Source organism: Sporomusa sp. KB1, assembly GCF_007830295.1.
Classification (GTDB): Bacteria; Bacillota; Negativicutes; order Sporomusales; family Sporomusaceae; genus Sporomusa.
This window is the reverse complement of sequence record NZ_VLKC01000002.1, coordinates 869577-889342: the sequence shown is the minus strand read 5'-3', so window position 1 is coordinate 889342 and position 19766 is coordinate 869577. Positions and strand designations below refer to the sequence as shown.

General features: G+C 43.1%; 17 protein-coding genes, 3 riboswitches and 1 other annotated feature. Of the genes, 12 read left to right on the top strand and 5 right to left on the bottom strand.

The genetic code is table 11. The features are described from left to right. Nucleotides 1-28: 28 nt before the first annotated feature. The 3 genes from SALPA_RS07910 to SALPA_RS07900 all read right to left on the bottom strand — a co-directional run bounded on the left by SALPA_RS07910 (nt 29) and on the right by SALPA_RS07900 (nt 3602). Entirely contained in the window at nt 29-2152 is a 2124-nt protein-coding gene (locus SALPA_RS07910; protein ID WP_145092006.1) for an EAL domain-containing protein, read from the bottom strand. A gap of 76 nt (nt 2153-2228) precedes the next feature. Then, a complete protein-coding gene (locus SALPA_RS07905) occupies nt 2229-3071 on the bottom strand; it encodes a TIGR00266 family protein (RefSeq protein ID WP_255450989.1) in 843 nt (280 codons plus the stop codon). Between the two features lie 123 nt (nt 3072-3194). Then, complete coding sequence (locus tag SALPA_RS07900) at nt 3195-3602, bottom strand: PaaI family thioesterase (RefSeq protein ID WP_145092003.1); 408 nt, start codon at nt 3600-3602, stop codon at nt 3195-3197. Between the two features lie 265 nt (nt 3603-3867). Continuing rightward, nucleotides 3868-3954: riboswitch (ZMP/ZTP riboswitch) on the top strand. 56 nt (nt 3955-4010) lie between these two features. Then, nucleotides 4011-4128: riboswitch (molybdenum cofactor riboswitch) on the top strand. A 721-nt stretch (nt 4129-4849) separates the two neighbouring features. Here SALPA_RS07900 and SALPA_RS07895 point away from each other — a divergent pair. Continuing rightward, nucleotides 4850-5506, top strand: a complete 657-nt coding sequence (locus tag SALPA_RS07895) for a redox-sensing transcriptional repressor Rex (protein ID WP_145092000.1) — start codon at nt 4850-4852, stop codon at nt 5504-5506. A 133-nt stretch (nt 5507-5639) separates the two neighbouring features. On the opposite strand, the gene SALPA_RS07890 is transcribed toward SALPA_RS07895, so the two are convergent. Beyond that, on the bottom strand, nt 5640-6029 hold the full coding sequence (locus SALPA_RS07890; RefSeq protein WP_145091997.1) for a hypothetical protein: 390 nt from the start codon (nt 6027-6029) through the stop codon (nt 5640-5642). Between the two features lie 172 nt (nt 6030-6201). After that, a riboswitch (molybdenum cofactor riboswitch) is annotated at nt 6202-6320 on the bottom strand. 535 nt (nt 6321-6855) lie between these two features. Here SALPA_RS07890 and modA (SALPA_RS07885) point away from each other — a divergent pair. The 9 genes from modA (SALPA_RS07885) (at nt 6856) to SALPA_RS07845 (ending at nt 15432) form a co-directional block, all read left to right on the top strand. Further along, the gene (gene modA / locus SALPA_RS07885) at nt 6856-7668 is read left to right on the top strand and encodes a molybdate ABC transporter substrate-binding protein (RefSeq protein ID WP_145091995.1); all 813 of its coding nucleotides are present in this window, start codon (nt 6856-6858) and stop codon (nt 7666-7668) included. A gap of 37 nt (nt 7669-7705) precedes the next feature. Beyond that, a complete protein-coding gene (gene modA / locus SALPA_RS07880) occupies nt 7706-8512 on the top strand; it encodes a molybdate ABC transporter substrate-binding protein (RefSeq protein WP_145091992.1) in 807 nt (268 codons plus the stop codon). Continuing rightward, nucleotides 8493-9212, top strand: a complete 720-nt coding sequence (gene modB / locus SALPA_RS07875) for a molybdate ABC transporter permease subunit (protein ID WP_255450987.1) — start codon at nt 8493-8495, stop codon at nt 9210-9212. Before modA (SALPA_RS07880) ends, modB begins: the two co-directional genes overlap by 20 nt. Before the next feature lie 332 nt (nt 9213-9544). Further along, nucleotides 9545-10351 (top strand): polysaccharide deacetylase family protein, encoded by an 807-nt coding sequence (locus tag SALPA_RS07870; RefSeq protein ID WP_186450968.1) that lies wholly within the window; start codon nt 9545-9547, stop codon nt 10349-10351. A gap of 78 nt (nt 10352-10429) precedes the next feature. Next, nucleotides 10430-10690: a binding site (T-box leader), on the top strand. A 54-nt stretch (nt 10691-10744) separates the two neighbouring features. After that, complete coding sequence (gene ilvB / locus SALPA_RS07865; RefSeq protein WP_145091982.1) at nt 10745-12442, top strand: biosynthetic-type acetolactate synthase large subunit; 1698 nt, start codon at nt 10745-10747, stop codon at nt 12440-12442. Continuing rightward, nucleotides 12442-12939: an acetolactate synthase small subunit gene (ilvN, locus tag SALPA_RS07860; protein ID WP_145091979.1), complete on the top strand. Its 498-nt coding sequence runs from the start codon at nt 12442-12444 to the stop codon at nt 12937-12939. The genes ilvB and ilvN overlap by 1 nt, the downstream gene beginning before the upstream one ends. A gap of 270 nt (nt 12940-13209) precedes the next feature. Next, entirely contained in the window at nt 13210-14067 is an 858-nt protein-coding gene (locus tag SALPA_RS07855; RefSeq protein WP_222427906.1) for a response regulator, read from the top strand. After that, nucleotides 14058-14519 (top strand): chemotaxis protein CheX, encoded by a 462-nt coding sequence (locus tag SALPA_RS07850; RefSeq protein WP_145091976.1) that lies wholly within the window; start codon nt 14058-14060, stop codon nt 14517-14519. The genes SALPA_RS07855 and SALPA_RS07850 overlap by 10 nt, the downstream gene beginning before the upstream one ends. A gap of 55 nt (nt 14520-14574) precedes the next feature. Beyond that, a complete protein-coding gene (locus tag SALPA_RS07845; protein ID WP_145091972.1) occupies nt 14575-15432 on the top strand; it encodes a YitT family protein in 858 nt (285 codons plus the stop codon). 64 nt (nt 15433-15496) lie between these two features. Here the strand turns inward: SALPA_RS07845 and SALPA_RS07840 are convergent, their stop codons facing one another. After that, nucleotides 15497-16249 (bottom strand): exodeoxyribonuclease III, encoded by a 753-nt coding sequence (locus tag SALPA_RS07840; RefSeq protein WP_145091969.1) that lies wholly within the window; start codon nt 16247-16249, stop codon nt 15497-15499. Nucleotides 16250-16675: 426 nt separating this feature from the next. On the opposite strand from SALPA_RS07840, the gene SALPA_RS07835 reads away from it, so the two are divergent. Both SALPA_RS07835 and SALPA_RS07830 read left to right on the top strand, forming a co-directional pair. Beyond that, the gene (locus tag SALPA_RS07835; protein WP_145091966.1) at nt 16676-17971 is read left to right on the top strand and encodes a dicarboxylate/amino acid:cation symporter; all 1296 of its coding nucleotides are present in this window, start codon (nt 16676-16678) and stop codon (nt 17969-17971) included. Between the two features lie 333 nt (nt 17972-18304). Continuing rightward, entirely contained in the window at nt 18305-19513 is a 1209-nt protein-coding gene (locus tag SALPA_RS07830; RefSeq protein WP_145091963.1) for an MFS transporter, read from the top strand. Nucleotides 19514-19766 lie beyond the last annotated feature (253 nt).

Genomic DNA, 19766 nt, shown 5'->3' with positions numbered 1-19766 from the left:
CCGGTTGGGTAGCCGCAGGAGGTTTTTTCTAAATGAATCGAACCTGTTTTTGCAATAGCTTCTCAAATTCGGTAGGCGGCAGAGGCCGGGAAAAAATATATCCCTGTATTTGATCGCAATTGTGTTTTTGTAGAAACTCCAATTGCTCCTGCTTTTCAACCCCCTCGGCTACAAGCATCATATGCAGGCTTTTGCCCATGCTAATAATTGTGTGGGCAATGCTGGAGTCTTTGGAATCCTGGCCAATTTCATCCACAAAGGATTTATCTATTTTTAAACAGTCAATATCAAAGCGTTTCAAATAACTTAAAGAAGAATAGCCTGTTCCAAAATCATCAATTGATATTTGGATTCCCAGACTTTTTATATCTGCAAATGTTTTCAGTGTTGCCGCTGCTTTGTTCATAAAGGCCCCTTCGGTAATTTCAAGTTCTAGCCAACAAGCGGCAAGTTCTGTCTCTGTAAGGGTTTCTTTGATTTGAAGCAGCAAATCTTTCTGGTTAAATTGGTTGGGAGAGAGGTTGACGGAAACTCGCAGCGGCGGATAGCCGGCTAACTGCCATTGCTTATTTTGTCTACAGGCAGTCCGCAGGACCCACGCTCCTAAAGAAAGAATAAGCCCGGTTTCTTCAGCAACTGGAATAAATTCAGCCGGCGAAATAAAACCGCCGTTATAGGGTAGACGCAGTAGGGCCTCCATTCCCACAATTTGCCCGGAGTTACTAGTAACCCGGGGCTGATAATAAACTTGAAAGCCATCCTTTTCAATGGTTTGATGAATAATGTTTTCCAATTCCATCCGGCGAAGAACTTTTTGCTGCATTTTTCTTGTGTAGCAATGAAAACTATTGTTGCCGCGTTGTTTGGCAGCATACATAGCCGTATCGGCAGCCCGCAAAATGGAGTCCATGTCTTTGCCGTCCTGCGGATATAAACTAATGCCTATACTGCAGGTGATATAAAAGGCGTTAGCCTGGGCTGAGAAAGGCTGCTCAAATATGGCGACGACTTGCTCTGCCAGCGTAGCAGCCTGTTGTTCATTCGTAATATTTTGGCATAATAAGATAAATTCATCGCCACCTAATCTGGCCAGGGTGTCTATGTCAGGCAAACAGGCCGCCATCCGTTCGGCAACAGCAGCTAATATCTGGTCACCGACATGATGTCCCAAGGTGTCATTGATATATTTGAAACGATCTAAATCAATAAATAAGAGTGCCAGATGGTGTGTTGTTTTTTCTGAAAAAAGTTTATTTAACCGTTCGAAAAAATACCGGCGATTGGGCAGGCCAGTCAACGCATCCTGATAGGCAACTTTCAAGAGTTGCTCATTTACCGTGATAATTTCTTGTACATAAGCTTTTAATGTGTTTGCCATATGGTAAAAACTACGGGATAACCGGCCTATTTCATCAGTAGTATCTATTGGGACATAATTACTTAACGCAGTTACATTTCCTGAGGCAACCTGCTCAACCTGGCGTACCATCTCATTGATCGGATGGGTGATCATTTTCGTAAATCGTATTCCTGCAAGAATAGCTATAAAACCAAAAACAATGGAAAGAAGTATAATGCCAGTAGAAAACCGGTTCACTAGTTGCTGTCCAGCTATGTTTTGCTTATCGGCCAAAAACTGATTTTGGCTCATCATTTGCCAAAGGGTACGATCTATGTGCTTGGCGTAACCTTTGACGTTTTCTTCGTAATAGCTGGAGGCCAAAACAAAATCCCCGGCATTGATCAGTCGGAGGACAGTACTTAGGCCATTGTGATAAATATAGCTTTGTACCAATAGTTGATCAATGGAAGCTTGTTCCTGCGCATCCAGGGAGTTATCATGCAATCCGGCAAGCAACCGGTCAATTTCCTCTAGGTTTTGTATAACAGCATCTTTACTACAGTTGCGTTCTAGGCTATCTGTCCTGTTTGTAATGATAGTTAGCATAGTTAGCTCGATATTTTTGCTGAGAATTCGGCATTGTCCCAGCATTTCCAAGGAAACGACCCGTTTATTATACATAATCTCCATATTGCGGGAAAGTTCTTTAATAGCGATAAATCCGGAAAAACCTACTATGCCAAGGAAAAGGGACATAACTACAATAACTAAGAATATTTTATAGGACATTCGAATATCTAAGTATTTCATAAGCGTCAAATCCTTTTATAAAAAATCAAGGAGGAACCGCCCCCGCGATTCCTCTTTGAGCCAAACCTTCGCAAAATTAGTCGTTGTCGTCGCCGCCAAGGAAGCTTCCCAGGCCGCCAAGTACAGTTCCGCCTAAAACCGTTTTACCAAGGATGCTGCCTTCTTCTTTCGAACCGCCTTGTTTCGGTGCTGCAGCCAGCATCCTGCCAGCTAAGCGGGAGAAAGGCAAGGACTGCAACCATATCTTACCTGGCCCGCTCAAGACGGCAAAGAATAAGCCCTCACCGCCCAATAACGCAGTTTTCACATTGCCGGCCTGTTGTATTTCAAATTGCACACTAGGTTCAAAAGCCACCACGCAGCCGGTGTCAACATGTAGGACCTCGCCAGGCTGAAGTTGGCGTTCCACGATGGTTCCGCCAGCATGCATAAAGGCTAGGCCATCGCCTTCGAGTTTTTGCATAATGAAGCCTTCGCCGCCAAACAGGCCTGTCATAATTTTGCGTTGCAGGTGAATACCGACAGAAACGCCTTTGGCTGCACATAAAAAACTGTCTTTTTGGCAGATAATTGTACCGCCGATTTCCGGCAGGTGAACAGGAATTATATTTCCAGGATACGGTGCGCCAAAAGCCGCCTTTCCTTTGTTACGACCTTTATTGGTGAATACTGTCATAAACAAACTTTCACCGGTAAGTAAGCGCTTACCGGCGCCAACCAGTTTATCGAAAAAGCCGCCCTGACTGCTTTTTGCCGAGCCATCACCAAATATGGTATCCATATTGATGGTGCTATCTTTGTACATCATGGCTCCCGCTTCGGCAATCACACTTTCGTCAGGATCAAGTTCTACTTCCACAAACTGCATTTCTGAGCCGAAAATTTTGTAGTCAATCTCATCAGCGTAATTTCCACTCATCTCAGTATCACCTCTAATTTTTAAAAATAAAACAATGCCATAATTTGAAAGTAATATACTATTCCGTAGCCAAATAAAAAAATCCTGCAGCGTTCCAAAATCCTGCAGAATTTTTAAAAAAAATTAACCCTCGAAGGTTAATTGTGCTTCTTTCCGATATACCATTCCCTGAAACGAAGCTATTGGTTCGTGCTGCTCATCATAAATATTTACAAGGTAATGCCCCAGTTTATGATTTAGTGAGACTTCCCGCGCTTCAGCAAACAAGATTCCGGTACTAACGGCCTTCATATATGAGATAGTGGCATTAACACCCATAGCAATACGACCATGAGAATTCGAAGCTATCGCAAGGGTAAAATCGGCAAGTGTAAAAATAGCGCCACCATGTACGGTTTGGACTCCATTCAAGTGGTGTGGCTGGATTACCATTTTTACCCGGGCATAACCCTTCTCGGCTTCTAATAACTCAAGACCCACATGCTTGGCAAATTGATCATTAGTAGAAAAAAACTGCTTGACTTTTTCCATTCTATATCCTCCTATATTCCTCCTGGCAATAACCATTATTTTAGCGTGCTATATACAATGTGTTAAAAAACATATCTACTCTCATGGCAGGTTAAGAATATCTTCTATATGGCAAAGACTATGTCCTGCTGGAAACCTATATAAAATACAGTAAAGTTTTGCCTGTACAAGCGAAGGTATATTTGTTTTTGGTACCCATATTTGTCCAAAAGATTTGTCTTGACGATTACTGAAAAGCTTGTTAAACTATGTACATAGTCAAATAGTAGATTTGTGCTACTGACGGTTAAGTGGCGGTTACCACGTGAAGTGCAAATTCTTGAAGGCAATGTCGACCGTCTGGGCAACAATTCACATAAATGTGTAAATGTATGCTCAGGTGGTCTTTTGTGATCTCCGTGCATCGTTAAATTTCATCAGCTCCGAGTTGTTTATTCTAAACCCATTGAGGTATGATAGACAACCGATGGGTGCAGTAGGAAACGACTGTGCCTCCCTTTTGGAAAGGAGCGTTACCATTGATATTCGGGATAGTTATGTCCTATTGATTGGGTTTTGGGGCTGCAGTGAAGTATATAGCTCGATAAATACCAATGCCATATGGCTTAGTTTTTTATTCGCAATATGGAACCCGGATTGATTAACGCTAAAGGCCAGGTGCCTCCTTGCCCAATTAGGAGACGTCCGGCCTTTATTATTTTGCAAGGCAGAATGTGTAATTGCAGCGGCTTCAACTCTTGATGGGCGAAGATAAAATGATAAAAATATCGGCTGCTAATTAGAATATTGAGACAGTTGAAATACAATTGTCAAAATAGAGGGCTTAACGTAGGAATGCTTTTTGACATAAGCCTGTTATTAAACCACAGAGGGAGGTGTTGCGAAAAAAATGTTGTCGGCAGTAGACAATAGAAGTGCTTCACTGTATTGGTTGTACTTGTGCCCTAAATTACTTGTAAGTGCAAGAAAAGTTACTATGTGGGAAAAGAAGGTCGCATGGGGTGCGGCGGAATCGTAGGCTCGCAGATAGTAGCCTTTCTTAAAGATGATTATGCAAATCAGGCTCATCAGTATACCTTTATGTTCGCGTTGATACTTCCTCTTCTATTGTTGGGACTACTCATTACCTTCGTTTTAACAGTAAAAAATTTGTTCCTAATGAATGATGTTTGGAAATCTGTTTCGGAACCTGAATCGATTAAGTAAAATAATAAGGATTTTCCTTCTGAAGAGATAGGAGGGACACAATGTTACGGGAAGATATATCTAGGCTTACTATTCAAAGAATGGTTTTATATCACAGCGTTTTAAAGCTGATGCAGGAGGAGGGTATAACCGTTTGTATTTCCAAGGAATTGGGCCGGCGAACCGGTATATCGCCACATCTCATCAGAAAAGATTTAGCGTATTTTGGGGGATTTGGTACTAAAGGGGTAGGGTATGAAACTGACTACCTTTTTCGACGAATCGAGGAAATTTTGGGTTATGACACTAGCTGGAATACAGTCTTGGTTGGCTTGGATATGCCGACAGTAGTACCCATTATGTGTTATCCGCGTTTGTGGCCTGAGGCAGTTAAAATTGCAGCTATTATTGACCTGGGTAAGAAAAATCAAGGTATGGCAGTACATAATCTAGGATTAACAATAGAGTCGATTGAAAATATTAAAGATATTATTTGCAGCAGAAAAATTACTATTGGTATACTGGCTGTGCCACCATCACATGCCCAGAAAACTGCAAATCAATTGATTCGGGCGGGGATTAAAGGAATTGTCAATTTTTCTTCATTCCCAATTTTTGCTCCTCAGGATATTGCCATAACGCAGGTAAATATGACTTCTTTGTTTAGCCAATTGACCTTTGATCTTAAGCATGTAGCAACGAATGATAGCTGTAGTTAATTAATTGTAAGAACCGGAAAGAACCGGAAAGTGTGGCTAGATAAATGCAAGTGGCCTTGGCCAATCCTACAAAATTGTGGGTTAGCCAAGGCCATTTGCATTTACCAAAGTCGATGAGTCAGGAGTCCTCTTTTTATGTTCCATGACTTGGGTGATTTACTGCAATTTTTTTGCAGTTTTGCAGTATACTCACCCTTTCCTTTTGGTAAGACTCAGAAATAATTGTACCTTGCTCGCTTTTGGCGGCCTGGATTGCTGCTTTGATTGTAAGCAGAGATTCCGTGATATTTTTAATGTTGTCTGTCAACGATACGAGGATAGTGACATAGGCTTCAAAAGTAAAGTCGTTTTTGGTCGATATGGCTTCTTGAATGGCTTTATGGGTATCAACAAGGAGTTCCTGAAGTGTGTGTTCTGAATATTCTAAGTCGGTTAGTGTGTAACAGCCGGGTTCGCAGTCGACCAATAGCATTATTTTTCCGCTTGTCAAAATATCGCTGTTGGCATGGATTCGTTCTAACATAATTGTTCCTCCTAGCAAAATAGTATTCTTGACATAGATCTGTGCTGCCATAACAGTCACGATTTCAACTCTAAACAACAATAAAATATGCCAAGCCTATCCGAAACGGAAAGGGCTTGGCAATGAATTTAAGCGGGCGCAGAAAGAATCACAAAATAGGCACAAATAATGCACCGCTTAAAATATTGCTCCTTTCCAAAAGGGAGACATAGCCGTTTCCCGCTATACCGATCGGCCGGATACCATACCTTGAGAGGCTTAGGTAAATCGGCTAAGGAGCAGACTATTCAATTTGTGAAACTTTGGAGGTGCGTTTCCAACATTAACTAACGTAAGCAAAAATACCAAACTACAATACTATTATATTGTTTGGTATTGTATAAAGCAATAGGGAAGACGTATATTGAGGAGAGCGATTTCAGTTTGGACTATAATGCAGGTAAGCAGGAGTCCTGATTCTTCGAATTTTAGGAGGTTGTACAAAATTATTTGGTAATCTCTTGCAAATAGCATATAACAAATACTATAATAACAGCATGGGGATTATTGTTGGTTTATGTTATAATACGTTAGTTTATGATTGACTTGTCTCTAAAGTGGTTTTCCTGGTGGTTGAACATTCATTTTGAAGTCGATATAGTTAAAAAAGGTTGTGCAGGAGCTGCGGCAGATAAGCCCTAAACTCCAAATAGGGTGGCTGGCGGTATTATGCTAGCTACGGTAAGAAATTTGCCGGGTTGGTTGATATTCTCTGCGGTTAGTTCTGTACTATATGCCTATCCGCTGGATAGCCTGCGAGATAGAGCAAATTTAAGGGGGAAGAAAGATGAGAAGGATTAACTCAAGCGTATTTGGTATGCTGGCCTTGGTAGTAGTTGCTATTTTTAGTCTGGTTGGCTGCGGCGGGGAAAAACAAGCTCCACCGGCGGCGCAGCAAGCGCAGGTGGTAGAAATTAATGTGTCAGCTGCGGCGAGTCTCAAGGATGCACTTGCGGACATTCAAAAGAATTATCAGGCAAAAAACCCCAATAGTAAACTTGTCTATAATTTTGGGGCCTCTGGCGCTTTGCAGAAACAAATCGAGCAGGGTGCACCTGCAGATATTTTTATTTCTGCTGCTCCTAAACAAATGAACGAATTGGAAACTAAAAATCTAATGAACAAAGCCACCCGCAAAAACTTGGTTGAAAATAAGTTAGTTGTAGTTGTGCCAAAGGAAACGAAACTCAACATAACCAAGTTTGAAGACTTAACTCAGGATGGTGTGCAAAAGATTGCGCTTGGTGAGACCGCCACGGTGCCTGCCGGCCAGTATGCTCAGGAGGTTTTGCAAAAACTGGGTGTTTGGGATAAACTGCAGGATCGGGTCGTATTTGCCAAAGATGTCCGCTCTGTTTTGGCGTATACTGAAACAGGTAATGTTGAGGCAGGAATTGTGTATAAAACAGATGCTACTTCCAGCGATAAGGTGAAAGTTGTCGCTGTTGCCCCGGAAGGCACTCATCAGCCTATTGTCTATCCTATTGCCGTGGCTACCGGTACCAAGCAGCAGAAAGCAGCCGAAGCCTTTGTGGAGTATTTGTTTAGTGCAGAAAGCAAAGCTATATTTGAAAAATACGGCTTTGTTATGGGGAAATAGCAGGTAGTGCTGCTGGTAGTACGAGGGGGAGTTAACCGTGAAAGGGAAGGTTGTAGTTAATTGGCTGTTTATAGTTGTTGCAGTTATAGCTGTTGCCGGAACGATTTGGGCAATAAAGCCTGTTGCACCAGTTAAACTGACAGAGCCGGTAGAAATTAATATTTCTGCCGCACTCGGATTGAAAGATGCTCTGCAGGATATTCAAAAAGAATATGAAGCATCGAATCCGAATGTAAAACTTGTGTTTAATCTTGGGCCTGCCGGAGTTTTACAGAAACAGTTGGAACAGGGAGTTTCTGCAGATATGTTTATTTCTGCTTCGCCGAAACAGGTGAATGAACTGCAAAACAAAAATCTCGTAGTACCTGCTACCCGTAAAGTACTGGTTAGTGATAAACTGGTTCTGGTTGTTCCTAAAAATTCTCAATCAGCAATCGAAAGTTTTCAAGATTTAACAAAGGTTGCAAGGTTTGGAATGGGAGAGCCGGGAACAGTGCCTGCTGGTCAATATGCTATCGAGTCGCTTAAAAGTATTGGTATCTGGGAAGCTGTTAAAGATAAAGCTGTGCAGGCTAAGGATGTTCGCACAGTCATCACTCATGTTGAGACGGAAAATGTTGATGCAGGAATTGCATTTTCGACAGTGGCAGCGTTAAGTGATAAAGTTAAAGTCGTCGCGGTTGCGTCCGATGAATGGCATATGCCGGTTACGTTTCCAGCAGTAATTATGGCTAATTCTATACATCCCCAAGAGGCTGAAGCGTTTTTGACATATCTGTGTAGTGAGCAAAGTGCTGCGGTCTTTAAGAAATACGGTTTTACTTTTGTCGGTTCAAGCCAATAAAGCAGGTGATATTGTGATGGAATGGCAGCCAGTCCTACTATCAATCAAGGTTGCACTTAGTTCATTAATTTTTGTATTTATCTTTGGAGTTGCTGCTGCTTATGGTATGAGAAGCTTTGAATTTCCAGGCAAAAGCGCGTTGGAGGCGTTATTTGCTTTGCCGTTAGTATTGCCACCTGTAGTGACTGGCTTTATATTGCTGGTTTTGATTGGAAAGCAAGGGCCGATAGGGAAATTTCTGTCTGAAAGTTTCCATACTCAATTTATTTTTACTCCTTATGCAGCGGTGCTTGCTGCTGCAGTGGTTTCATTTCCGTTAATGTATCAGAGTGCCAAAGCAGCTTTCCAAGCTGTAGACTGCAACCTTGAGGATGCAGCCAGGACGTTAGGAGCCAGTTCTTGGCGGGTTTTCTGGACAATAACCATTCCTTTATCCTGGTCGGGCTTGGTAGCCGGGTTAGTATTGTCCTTTGCCCGGGCACTGGGGGAATTCGGCGCAACCATTATGGTGGCTGGCAATATTCCCGGTAAGACACAAACGATTCCACTGGCAATCTACTTCGCAGCAGAATCTAATGATTTGACGTTGGCTGGTGCGTATGTTCTAATGATCAGTGGGATAACCTTTTTTCTCATTTTTGGGCTTAATGTGTGGTCTAAGAGGAACTGCGGGAAATCATCAGTAAAGAGCGTATTCTAAGCTGCAGGCAGCTGGTTCGGCTTTTTGGTCCAGCTGGAAAGGGTAACTTTTCCTGGATTGAACGACTAAGGCTTGTGCCGGCGTCCTAGAGGACGCCGGCACAAGCCAAGTCTTTTCTTATCAAATGAATTTTTGCCATGTTAACGTGTTGACTAACATGCAAACGGTCTTGTTTCCTATCTTAATTTGGGAACAAGGCCGTTATTTGCATTTTTATGCTATCCTTCTGGTTTATTCGTGCAAGGGAATCTTAGGCCCCAGGCAACACGGCGTTTTATTTCTGTTGGAGTTGGTTTATAATAAAAGAAGATAAAACAAGAAGAGGGATGCAAATGCAACTTGGAAAAAAATTATTATGTCACCAACTTATTTGCCTGCTTGTTGGACTTGTACCTGCTATGTTTGCAAATAGCGCATATGCCCAGTATCTTAATGGTATTCCCGTATTGTTGTATCATCATGTGAGTGAGGATACTAGTGATTTGCCGGAGTTGACGGTGACACCGCAAGAGTTTGAACGTCAGATGGACATGTTGAAAGCAGCTGGTTTTAAAACTATTTCACCGGAAATGTTTGTAGCATATATGCGGCAGGAACCGGTTACGCTGCCCGACAAGCCGATTCTCATTACGTTTGATGATGGTTATGAGGATAATTATACGAATGCTTTTCCGATATTAAAGCAATATGGTTTTAGTGCTGTATTTTTTATTCCGGGAGTGAATATTGACAGGGACAAGCGGCTGTCAAGCGCGCAGATAAGGGAGATGTCCGCCCAGGGAATTGTTTTTGGCGGCCATTCGGTGACGCATAGTGACTTAACAGCTTTATCAGGGCGGGAGTTGCAACAAGAGGTTAAGGATATCAAAAAGGACCTTAGACAGATTACTGCTAAAACTTCAGAATTATTTTCTTATCCCTATGGGTATTTTAATCTAAGTACCTGGGAAGTAACAGCATCAGCCGGTTATCAGGCGGCGTTTACTGTCCTGCCGGGTCTCAATACCCCAGACCGGGATAATATTTATTTATTACGGCGCATACCAATCTACAGCACTACCGACTTTAATGCTTTATTTATGCTGTTGGACACTAATCAAGTCAAAACCAAGCTGCTGCAATATTCACCGGAAATATGATTAGCAAGTTACAGTAAAAGAATGTTCTTGACAACCGGACGATTTTTCTGTAATATAACAATCAGTAAAATAGAAGACGAAATGACGATGAACGGAAGAGTAGTTATATTATGATAGCAACAGCGAGCTGGGAGTGGTGTGAGCCAGCACTGTCAAATATAATGAAAATCATCCGCGAGTTGCGAGCTGAATTGTTAGTAGGCTACGCCGGGTTCTCTTTAGAGAAATTGCCGCCCGTTATTGCGGCGAGGTATCGAGTTCAACCTCCGTACCTATGAGCAGCTATGGTTATTAACCATAGAATTTGGGTGGTATCGCGGATTAACCTCCGTCCCTTTTGATAAGGGACAGAGGTTTTTTTATTTATAAAAAGTATAGAAGGGAGAAATTAGCTTGAAAATGTTAGGAGCGGAAGCAATTATTGAGTGTTTGAAGGCCGAAGGGGTAAACCTGGTGTTTGGCTATCCGGGAGGTTGTGTATTAACCTTGTATGACGCGTTGTTTAAAGCTAATTTTCCCCATATTTTAACCCGTCATGAGCAAGGCGCCGTTCACGCTGCTGATGGCTATGCGCGGGCAACTGGCAGAACGGGAGTTTGTTTTGCCACCTCAGGCCCTGGAGCAACTAACCTCGTAACTGGTATTGCCACTGCCTATATGGATTCTGTCCCCTTGGTAGCCATTACCGGACAGGTGGGGGTTGGGGTGATAGGCAAAGATTCTTTTCAGGAAGCCGATGTCCGGGGTATCACGACCCCTATTACCAAGCATAATTATTTAGTTAAGAAGGTTCAGGATTTGCCGAGAATCATGAAAGAAGCCTTTTATATTGCGCGGACTGGACGGCCGGGACCGGTTGTTATTGATGTTTCGCGCGACGTGTTTAACGCAACTTTGGATTTCGAGTATCCGGAAACGGTTGCATTGCGAGGCTATACACCCTTGTTTGATGGTGATTCTGAGAGCGTGGAGTTGGCTGTACAGGCTATGCTGGAAGCTGAAAATCCGATTATTTTTGTTGGCGGCGGTGTTACTCTTTCCGATACCGCCGGGGAGTTTCGTAAGTTTTCTGAGCTGACCGGCTTTCCCGTGGTATCAAGTTTGATGGGCTTGGGATGTATTCCGTCTGATTCGCCGCAGCATTTGGGGATGGTGGGTATGCATGGCACCTATGTTGCCAATATGGCTACTACCGAGTGTGATCTTTTACTGGGTATTGGCGTTCGGTTTGATGATCGGGTAACAAGCGTAGTCAAAAATTTTGCGCCCCAGGCCAAGATTGTGCATTTTGATATTGATCCGGCTGAGGTAAATAAGAATGTACGTGCCGATCTGCGGGTTGTTGGTGATCTTCGCTGGTCATTGCCACTGCTTTGTGAAAAGGTAGCCAGGCGCAGTCCTGCAGAGTGGCGGCAGGGAATTGCCACGTGGAATGAGCGTATGCAAACCTGGAAACAGGAAAAGCCATTAACCTATGACCATGCATCAGCCAAAGTTATGCCGCAAACAGTTATTGAGAAGGTAAGTCAGCTTACCCAAGAGAATACTGTTATTGTGACCGATGTTGGACAACATCAAATGTGGACCGCTCAATACTATAATTTCCCCAGAGCCCGCTCGTTCATTACTTCAGGCGGCTTAGGGACGATGGGCTATGGTTTGCCGGCCGCCATTGGTGCGCAGCTAAGTTTGCCTGATAAAAATGTGGTGCTGTTTACCGGCGACGGCAGTATCATGATGAATTGTCAGGAACTGGCGACTGTAGCCGATAATAACTTGCCGCTAAAGATTTTTGTTATGAATAATGAAGTGCTGGGGATGGTGCATCAGTGGCAGCGGATGTTTTACGGTCAGCGCTATTCGCATTCCAGCATCAAGGGGAAAACCGATTTTGTCAAGCTTGCCGAGGCCATGGGAGTACCTGGTTTGCGCGTAACTCATCCTGAAGAGCTCAATGCTGTGCTGGAAGAAGCGCTAACCATGGAAGGGCCGGTGCTGGTCGAGATACTACTGCCGCCTACGGAGGATGTATTGCCTATGGTTCCACCAGGCGGCCGGCTGGATGAAATGCTGTTAGGAGGAATGGGCTGATGAAATACACATTGGCGGTGTTGGTAGATAATAGGCCGGGGGTATTGACACATATCTCGGGACTTATTAGCCGGCGGGCTTTTAATATCGAGAGTATTGCCGCCGGCTATACGGAAGAGACAGACACTACCCGGATTACTATTAGCGTTGAGGCCGATAATGAGGTTGAGTTGGAGCAGGTTGTCAATCAACTCTCTAAGTTGGTTGATGTCATTAAGATCGTCAACCTTACCTATGTTGAGTCTATTGAGCGGGAATTGGCGCTGATTAAGGTAAGAGCCAGTAAAACCAACCGCTCTGATCTGGTAAATGTCGTAGAGATATTTCGGGCCAAAATCATTGATGTTAACCGGGAAACGGTGGCAATTGAGCTTACCGGCGAGGAAAGCAAAATTGACGCTTTTTGCGAAGTATTGTTAGACTTCGGGATTATTGAGATCGTCAGGACAGGTAAAATCGCACTGGCGCGGGGGCCGGTTCCGGCCAAAGAGATGTAGTGCTGCTAAACTTTACTTTACCAGTTTATCCAGTCTATATCAGTTACTATTTGGTGTGGTGTCAAGCCGATCATTGTTAATTATTGAGTCAAATATCCCTATAACTAATAGAAATTATCAAAGACAAAGGCCAGTTCCTTTGTCTTTGATAATTTACGGAGTTGTTATCTTAAGCAGTTTGAGTTATTATTAACATAGGAAATCATATTTTGGGGGGTGGTTAGTGGTGGTTGGCGATGTAAAATACAATACGAAAGTAGGGTTTAAAACTTGAGTATTCGCATTATGATTGTTGACGATTCAGCATTTTCCCGTGTGATTTTAGCAGATAGTTTGCAGCAAGAGGGTTATGAGGTTGTTGGTGAGGCCGATTGTTTGGAGTCTTTAGTAGAAACCTATAGCCAATGTAAACCGGATATTGTGACTATGGATATAGCCATGCCTGGGGCGGACGGGTTTGAGTGCAGCAAAGTACTGCTTGCCCATGATTCAATGGCCAAAATTATCATAATTAGTTCCATGAAGGATAAGGAAACGGAAGCTGAGGTCCGGCGTATTGGTGTGGTGGGTTATGTGCAAAAGCCGGTTGAGTCAGAGGTATTGAAGCGGGTTATTACTGGGGTTATGTCTCCAGACCGTTTATACGAACAACTGGAAAGCTGGAGTATTGATATGTTCCAGGAAGCATTGGCGCAAAGCATAACTCGCATGACCAAAACAGCAACTACATTTTCGGAACGGACGCAGTCAGACAGAGAGGTTTCGCAGGGGATAACAGTAGTTATCGGCATAATTGGTCATTATTCAGGCTCAATGATCTTGGATCTGTCACGGGAAACAGCGGAAAAAATGGCAGCAGTCATTTTGCATCGGCCAGCAAAGAACCAGGAAGAGGTTATGGCAATGGCAGCAGAATTTGCCAACATAGTTGGTGGTGTGGCTTGCTCGATGTTAAATAAAAAGGAACCGGCATTTGGACTCAGAGTATCGCCGCCAAGTGTATTCTATGGAGAGCAGACGAAAATTGCCAGCCCTACTATTCAACTGCAGGGTATCTATACGAATAACGATTTTGGGCGCATATATCTAGGTATTGGTTTTAAGAAGGGAATAGTATTATGGATGTAAGCATAATTAATCCTGTACTTGAGGCTTTTACTAATATTCTGCCGCAGATTGGGTTTCAAACAGTAACGAGGCAAGGGGTTTCGCTAGCGGAGTCCACTTTGCTTTATCAGGGCGCACTTATTAATGTTGGTGTTCTTGGTCCGGTGCAAGGCGCAATACTTATTGGCATGGATATTGATTCAGCTAAGCAGTTTGCCTCCAAAATGATGATGGGCATGGAAGTAACTGAATTCGATAGTTTGGCGCAAAGTGCTATTTCTGAGATGGGAAACATGGTGTGTGCCAATGTCTGCACCAATTTTGTAAAGTCTGGCACTAACGGCATGGATATATCGCCCCCAACCTTGCTGATTGGTGATGGACAGGTAAGACTAGCAGTTCCGAACATTATTGTAGTTGATTTTTCTGTGGATAATATCAAGATAAAGGTTTATGTGGGTTTGTACAAGTAAGAAGTCAGCTGAGCTACTTAGAGAAGTAGCAGATGAAATCAAAGGAGGTTGGTATATGACAAAACGAAATTCAAATTTACGTATTTTAAAAAAGTATATCTTGCTTTTCATAGGCTCAATCATTGCCGCAATTGGATTGGAGATTTTTTTAGTTCCCAACAATATTATCGATGGTGGTGTAGTAGGCATATCTATCATGGTTAGTCATGTAACCGGGTTGCCTTTAAGCCTGTTTTTGGTAGTGCTCAATATACCATTTTTATATTTGGGATATGTACAAATTGGTAAAACATTTGCGATATCAACTCTCTTTTCTATCGTATCATTGTCTTATTGGGTTTCGGTCTTTCATCCCATACCAGGATTAACTAATGATTTGTTCTTAGCGGCCATATTTGGAGGTATCATTGTCGGTGTTGGTGTGGGCTTGATTATCCGGTATGGGGGTTCTCTTGATGGAACAGAGATTGTCGCTATTTTGCTGGACAAGCGTACCAGCTTCTCAGTTGGCGAAATAATCATGTTTTTTAATTTATTTATTCTTACCAGTGCCGGGTTTGTGTTTAGCTGGGATAAGGCTATGTATTCACTGGTGGCCTACTTTGTTGCCTTCAAGGTCATTGATACAGTGATCGAGGGTCTGGATGAATCGAAAGCGGTTATGATTGTATCAGATAAGACTGATGAGATAACCGAAACACTGATGGCCCGGTTAGGCCGGGGAGTTACCGTCCTGCATGGTGAGGGCGGCTATACTAAGGAACGCAAAGATGTATTGTATTGCGTTATTACGCGGTTAGAGATGGCCAAACTAAAATCGATTGTTGATGAAGTTGATGAAAACGCCTTTGTTACCTTTAATGATGTTCATGAGGTAATGGGCGGTCAATTTAAGAAAAAGGCAATTCACTAATCACGATTTCATAATTAATGCGAAAAAATAGGCCAGTACTTAAATTAGGTACTGGCCTTTGTATTTATACTAACTCAAGACCAACCGGACAATGATCACTGCCCATGATGTCAGCATAGATACTGGCTTCTTTGATAGAGGTTGTTAGCCGTTTAGACACTAAGAAATAATCAATACGCCAGCCGATATTCCGCGCTCTGGCATTCATCATATAAGACCACCAGCTGTAGGCGTCCTGCTTATCTGGATATAAAGCGCGAAAGGAATCAGTAAAGCCTGCCTGGAGCAGCAGTGTCAGTTTATTTCGTTCTTCATCAGTAAAACCGGCATTCTTGCGGTTGGTTTTCGGATTCTTAATATCGATTTCCTGATGGGCAACATTGAGGTCGCCGCAAATAATTACCGGTTTGCCTTTGTCAAGCTGAGTAAGGTAAGTTTTGAAATCATCTTCCCACTTCATACGGTAGTTGAGGCGGGCAAGCTCTCGCTGGGAATTGGGAGCGTAAACAGTAACTAGATGAAAATCAGCAAATTCCAGGGTGATGATTCGTCCCTCCTGATCATGTTCGATGATATTCATGCCATAGGTCACAGCTAAGGGCTTGAACCGCGTAAAAATAACAGTACCAGAGTAGCCTTTTTTTGCGGCGCTGTTCCAATATTCGTGATAACCTGGCAGCACCAATTCAGATTGTTCCTGTTGCATCTTAGTTTCCTGGACACAAAAGATATCAGCATCCACAGTAACAAAAAAATCGTGAAATCCTTTATTGAGACAAGCCCGTAGTCCATTGACATTCCACGAGATCAGCTTCATAATATCCCTCTTCCTTTGCGGTATCGTCGAGAAGTATATTCCCTGCCGGTTTGCTATTATCCTTCTTAGCAAAATGTAACAGAATATAGTAAAAGTAAAATAGATGGCAAGAATGTAAAATACTGCAGGTCCACCTAAAAAAGACTTATGAATATTCGAAAAATACTAAATTGTTTTTTGTATATTTTGTTAAATGGACTATAAATTGCAGGTAGGCATGAGTTATAATAGAAAAATAAACACAATTGTGTTCTAGGTCATGTTAATATTACTATTATGACGGGAGATGATTACCAAAAGTATACTGGAGAGATACTTTTCCTGTCCGCAATGTAGAGACAAGAAGTTGAAGTATCAAAGTAAGAGGACCGGTCAAAAGTAGTGCATGAAGAGAACCATTAAATTTTATGAAAGGTAGGGATGAGAGTGAAACAATATCAGAAACTTATTTTGGGCTTCTGTGTTGGTGTTATTGCTGGCATTATCGCATATTATACTTTGCCTGAAAAAGTTTATCCATGGATGAAAACGTGGACAGAAATTTGTACCTTGGCTGGCGCTATTTTCCTTAAAATGATTTTTATGGTTGTTGTTCCGTTGTTGGTTTCGGCTCTAATTCTTGGTGTTTACGAACTGGGCAAAGGCCGCAGTTTGGGGAAAGTTGCTATGAGGTCACTGGGATTTACCGTCCTGTTAAGCGTAATTGCAGTTTTTATTGCCATTGGGCTGACCAACATATTGCAGCCAGGTGTTGGTCTGCAGTTTGACCCGGCCCAGCTTGCCAAAAACCAGGCCGTTATCTCGATAGACAAAAACATGCAAGCTGCGCAAGCGAAACCTTGGACTACATATATTACGGATCTGATTCCGCAGAATCCGATCGATTCGGCAGCAAGAGCCTTCAACGGCGAAATTATGGCTATGATGGTATTTGCGTTGCTGTTCGGTTATGCTCTGAGTATCTGTGTTAAAGATGAAAACCACCCCTTCGTTAAAACGCTTGAGGCCATTTACGACTGTTCATTAAAAATCATTGACTGGGCAATGCAAATCGCTCCATATGGTATTTTCGCTATCGTATTCAATACTACCTACCGTATGGGTGCCGGTTTCTTAGCAAACGTCGCTTACTTTGTCGGTGTTGTTGTACTAGGCTTATTAATTCAGCAATTTGTTGTATATGCCCTTTGCCTCAAGGTTTTTGCCAAAACAAATCCCTGGAAGTACTTTAAGAAATGCCAAGAGGCTTATGTATATGCATTTTCAACAGCGTCTTCGAATGCTACTTTGCCGATTGCCTTGGAAGTTGCAGAAAAATCGTGCAAACTTCCTCCAAGGATTTCGCGTTTTGTACTAACCTGTGGTGCTTCTGCTAACCAAAACGGCTCAGGATTGTACGAAGGTGCTGTTCTACTGTTCTTAGCTCAGGTATTCGGCGTTGATTTGACATTTGGTCAGCAAACGGTAGTAGTTTTAACCGCCGTCTTAGGCGGTATCGGTACAGCAGGTGTTCCTGGCGGTACTTTGCCAATCATTGCTATTTTGTGTGTAAATGTTGGCATACCAGTGGAAGGCTTAGGATTGATTCTCGGCGTTGACAGATTCCTGGATATGTGCAGAACGACTTTGAATGTATCCGGTGATTTGGTCATTGCCAAATTAGTCAGCGCTGGTTTCGAAACAGATACTCCTGAAACGAATAAACCAGGAATAAGCGCTTAATTCTAAAAACAGGATATCAAAATTAGCTCGCTAATGTAACTGAAGTTGAGGCTTATGCTGATAAGCCTAGTATTGGTGTGTAGCTAACAAAAGCGGAGCCGCATCGGAGACGGCTTCCGCTTTTGTTTTCAGGAAGATACTAAAGGAGGCTGTCTCACCAAAGAAACTGTAGATGATGTAGCGGTTTTTTGTAAAATGGTGTATAATTATAACAAGATAAAGTTCTGATGCATAAAAAGCCCCCATAAACTTACTGAAGAGGTAAGTTTTGGGTGCTTTTTTCTCCTATAACCTAATGTTAGAATTGTATGATAAAGAAGGAGTTGTACAGCTTTGAATTGGCGCAGAAATCTTTGGACTTTAGCTTTTGCAGTGATGCTGTCAGGCTCAAGTTATACTATGGTTATACCGTTCTTGCCGCTATATCTTTTGGATATCGGGGCCAGTCCTCAGACGGTAAATATGTGGTCAGGGCTGGTGCTTTCAGTTACGTTTCTGGTTGCTGCTGTGCTGGCTCCTTACTGGGGGCGATGCGCAGATAAAAGCGGCCGGCGCCGGATGGTCATGCGGTCAGGCTTCAGTCTGGCTGTGGTTTATTTTCTGGGTTCACTTGTTAGGAACCCGTTGGATTTGTTTTTTGTGAGGCTGCTGCAAGGGTTTGCTAACGGCTTTGTCCCGGCGGCTATGGCTATTGTCGCTGCCTCGACACCTAAGGAGAATTTGGGCTTTAGCCTGGGTATTATGCAAACCACACTGCTAATTGGCGGCATATTGGGGCCACTGGCGGGAGGGACACTTTCTCACATTTTTGGTATGCGTCTTTCCTTTGTGGTAGCTGCTGGCATTATTTTTGGCGGCACCTTGTTCGTAGGCTGGCTAGTGGTGGAACCGGAGACAGAGAACCAATCTGCCTGCCAGGAGACCGGCAGTATACTAGGGGATTTGAAAACCGCGCTTGCTAACCGACAGTTAGTGCAGATGATGCTGTTGTTATTTGCTGTGCAAGCCGTTGGCATGGTGCTGCAGCCGGTTATTGCTTTGTATGTGGCTGAATTGCAGGGAACTATGGATGGAGTTGCGTTAAAGGCTGGCTTGGTATTTAGTCTGGCCGGTATTGCCGGAGCAATAGCGGCGCCCATATGGGGGCGATTGGGTCAAACACGAGGCTTTTTCAAAATTATGGTTATCGCTTTCCTGGGTGCCGGAGTATTTAATCTATGGCAGTTTTTCGCCAATGATATTTATCAGTTCGGCATACTGCAATTTCTTTACGGGTTATTTATCGTGGGTGTGTTTCCGGCCATTAATGCGATTGCCATATCTTCTGCCGATGCCGATGCGCAAGGCCGGGTCTTTGGGTTGACAACAATGGCCAATCAACTGGGGCAGATGATGGGACCGGTTTTGGGCGGTGTGATTAGCTCGTGGCTGGGAATTGCCTCTGTGTTCCTCTTTACCGGTAGTATACTTATGCTGCTGGGCGGGCTGGTGTTTCTCGTCTTTATGTATAGAACCTGCCCGCGGGAGCAGGCACAATCATAAAATTATCGCGTGAAAAGAATAGACGGTCAAGGGAAAGGTTCCTTTGGCCCAAAACGATGAAATAGGCACCTGGTATCGGGATTTCTGAGCCTCCATAGCTAGGCAGCCAGCGACTTCATTCTTCTGAGGCAATCAAAAATTTTGCGCGTAGATAGTTTTATGGCTCAACTGGCAGCTGAGAGCTGTTAGTTGAGCCTTTTTGCGCGCAAAACTTCCGATTGATCCCTTCAAAAACCGTCCCCTTGTATCTTTT

Bases quoted from the DNA above. Each gene is read 5' to 3' on its own strand.
- SALPA_RS07905 (WP_255450989.1), bottom strand. From the start codon at position 3,071: ATGAGTGGAAATTACGCTGATGAGATTGACTACAAAATTTTCGGCTCA.
- SALPA_RS07840 (WP_145091969.1), bottom strand. From the start codon at position 16,249: ATGAAGCTGATCTCGTGGAATGTCAATGGACTACGGGCTTGTCTCAAT.
- modA (WP_145091995.1), top strand. From the start codon at position 6,856: ATGAGAAGGATTAACTCAAGCGTATTTGGTATGCTGGCCTTGGTAGTA.
- SALPA_RS07870 (WP_186450968.1), top strand. From the start codon at position 9,545: ATGCAACTTGGAAAAAAATTATTATGTCACCAACTTATTTGCCTGCTT.
- ilvN (WP_145091979.1), top strand. From the start codon at position 12,442: ATGAAATACACATTGGCGGTGTTGGTAGATAATAGGCCGGGGGTATTG.
- SALPA_RS07910 (WP_145092006.1), bottom strand. From the start codon at position 2,152: ATGAAATACTTAGATATTCGAATGTCCTATAAAATATTCTTAGTTATT.
- SALPA_RS07890 (WP_145091997.1), bottom strand. From the start codon at position 6,029: ATGTTAGAACGAATCCATGCCAACAGCGATATTTTGACAAGCGGAAAA.
- SALPA_RS07900 (WP_145092003.1), bottom strand. From the start codon at position 3,602: ATGGAAAAAGTCAAGCAGTTTTTTTCTACTAATGATCAATTTGCCAAG.
- SALPA_RS07895 (WP_145092000.1), top strand. From the start codon at position 4,850: ATGTTACGGGAAGATATATCTAGGCTTACTATTCAAAGAATGGTTTTA.
- SALPA_RS07845 (WP_145091972.1), top strand. From the start codon at position 14,575: ATGACAAAACGAAATTCAAATTTACGTATTTTAAAAAAGTATATCTTG.
- SALPA_RS07850 (WP_145091976.1), top strand. From the start codon at position 14,058: ATGGATGTAAGCATAATTAATCCTGTACTTGAGGCTTTTACTAATATT.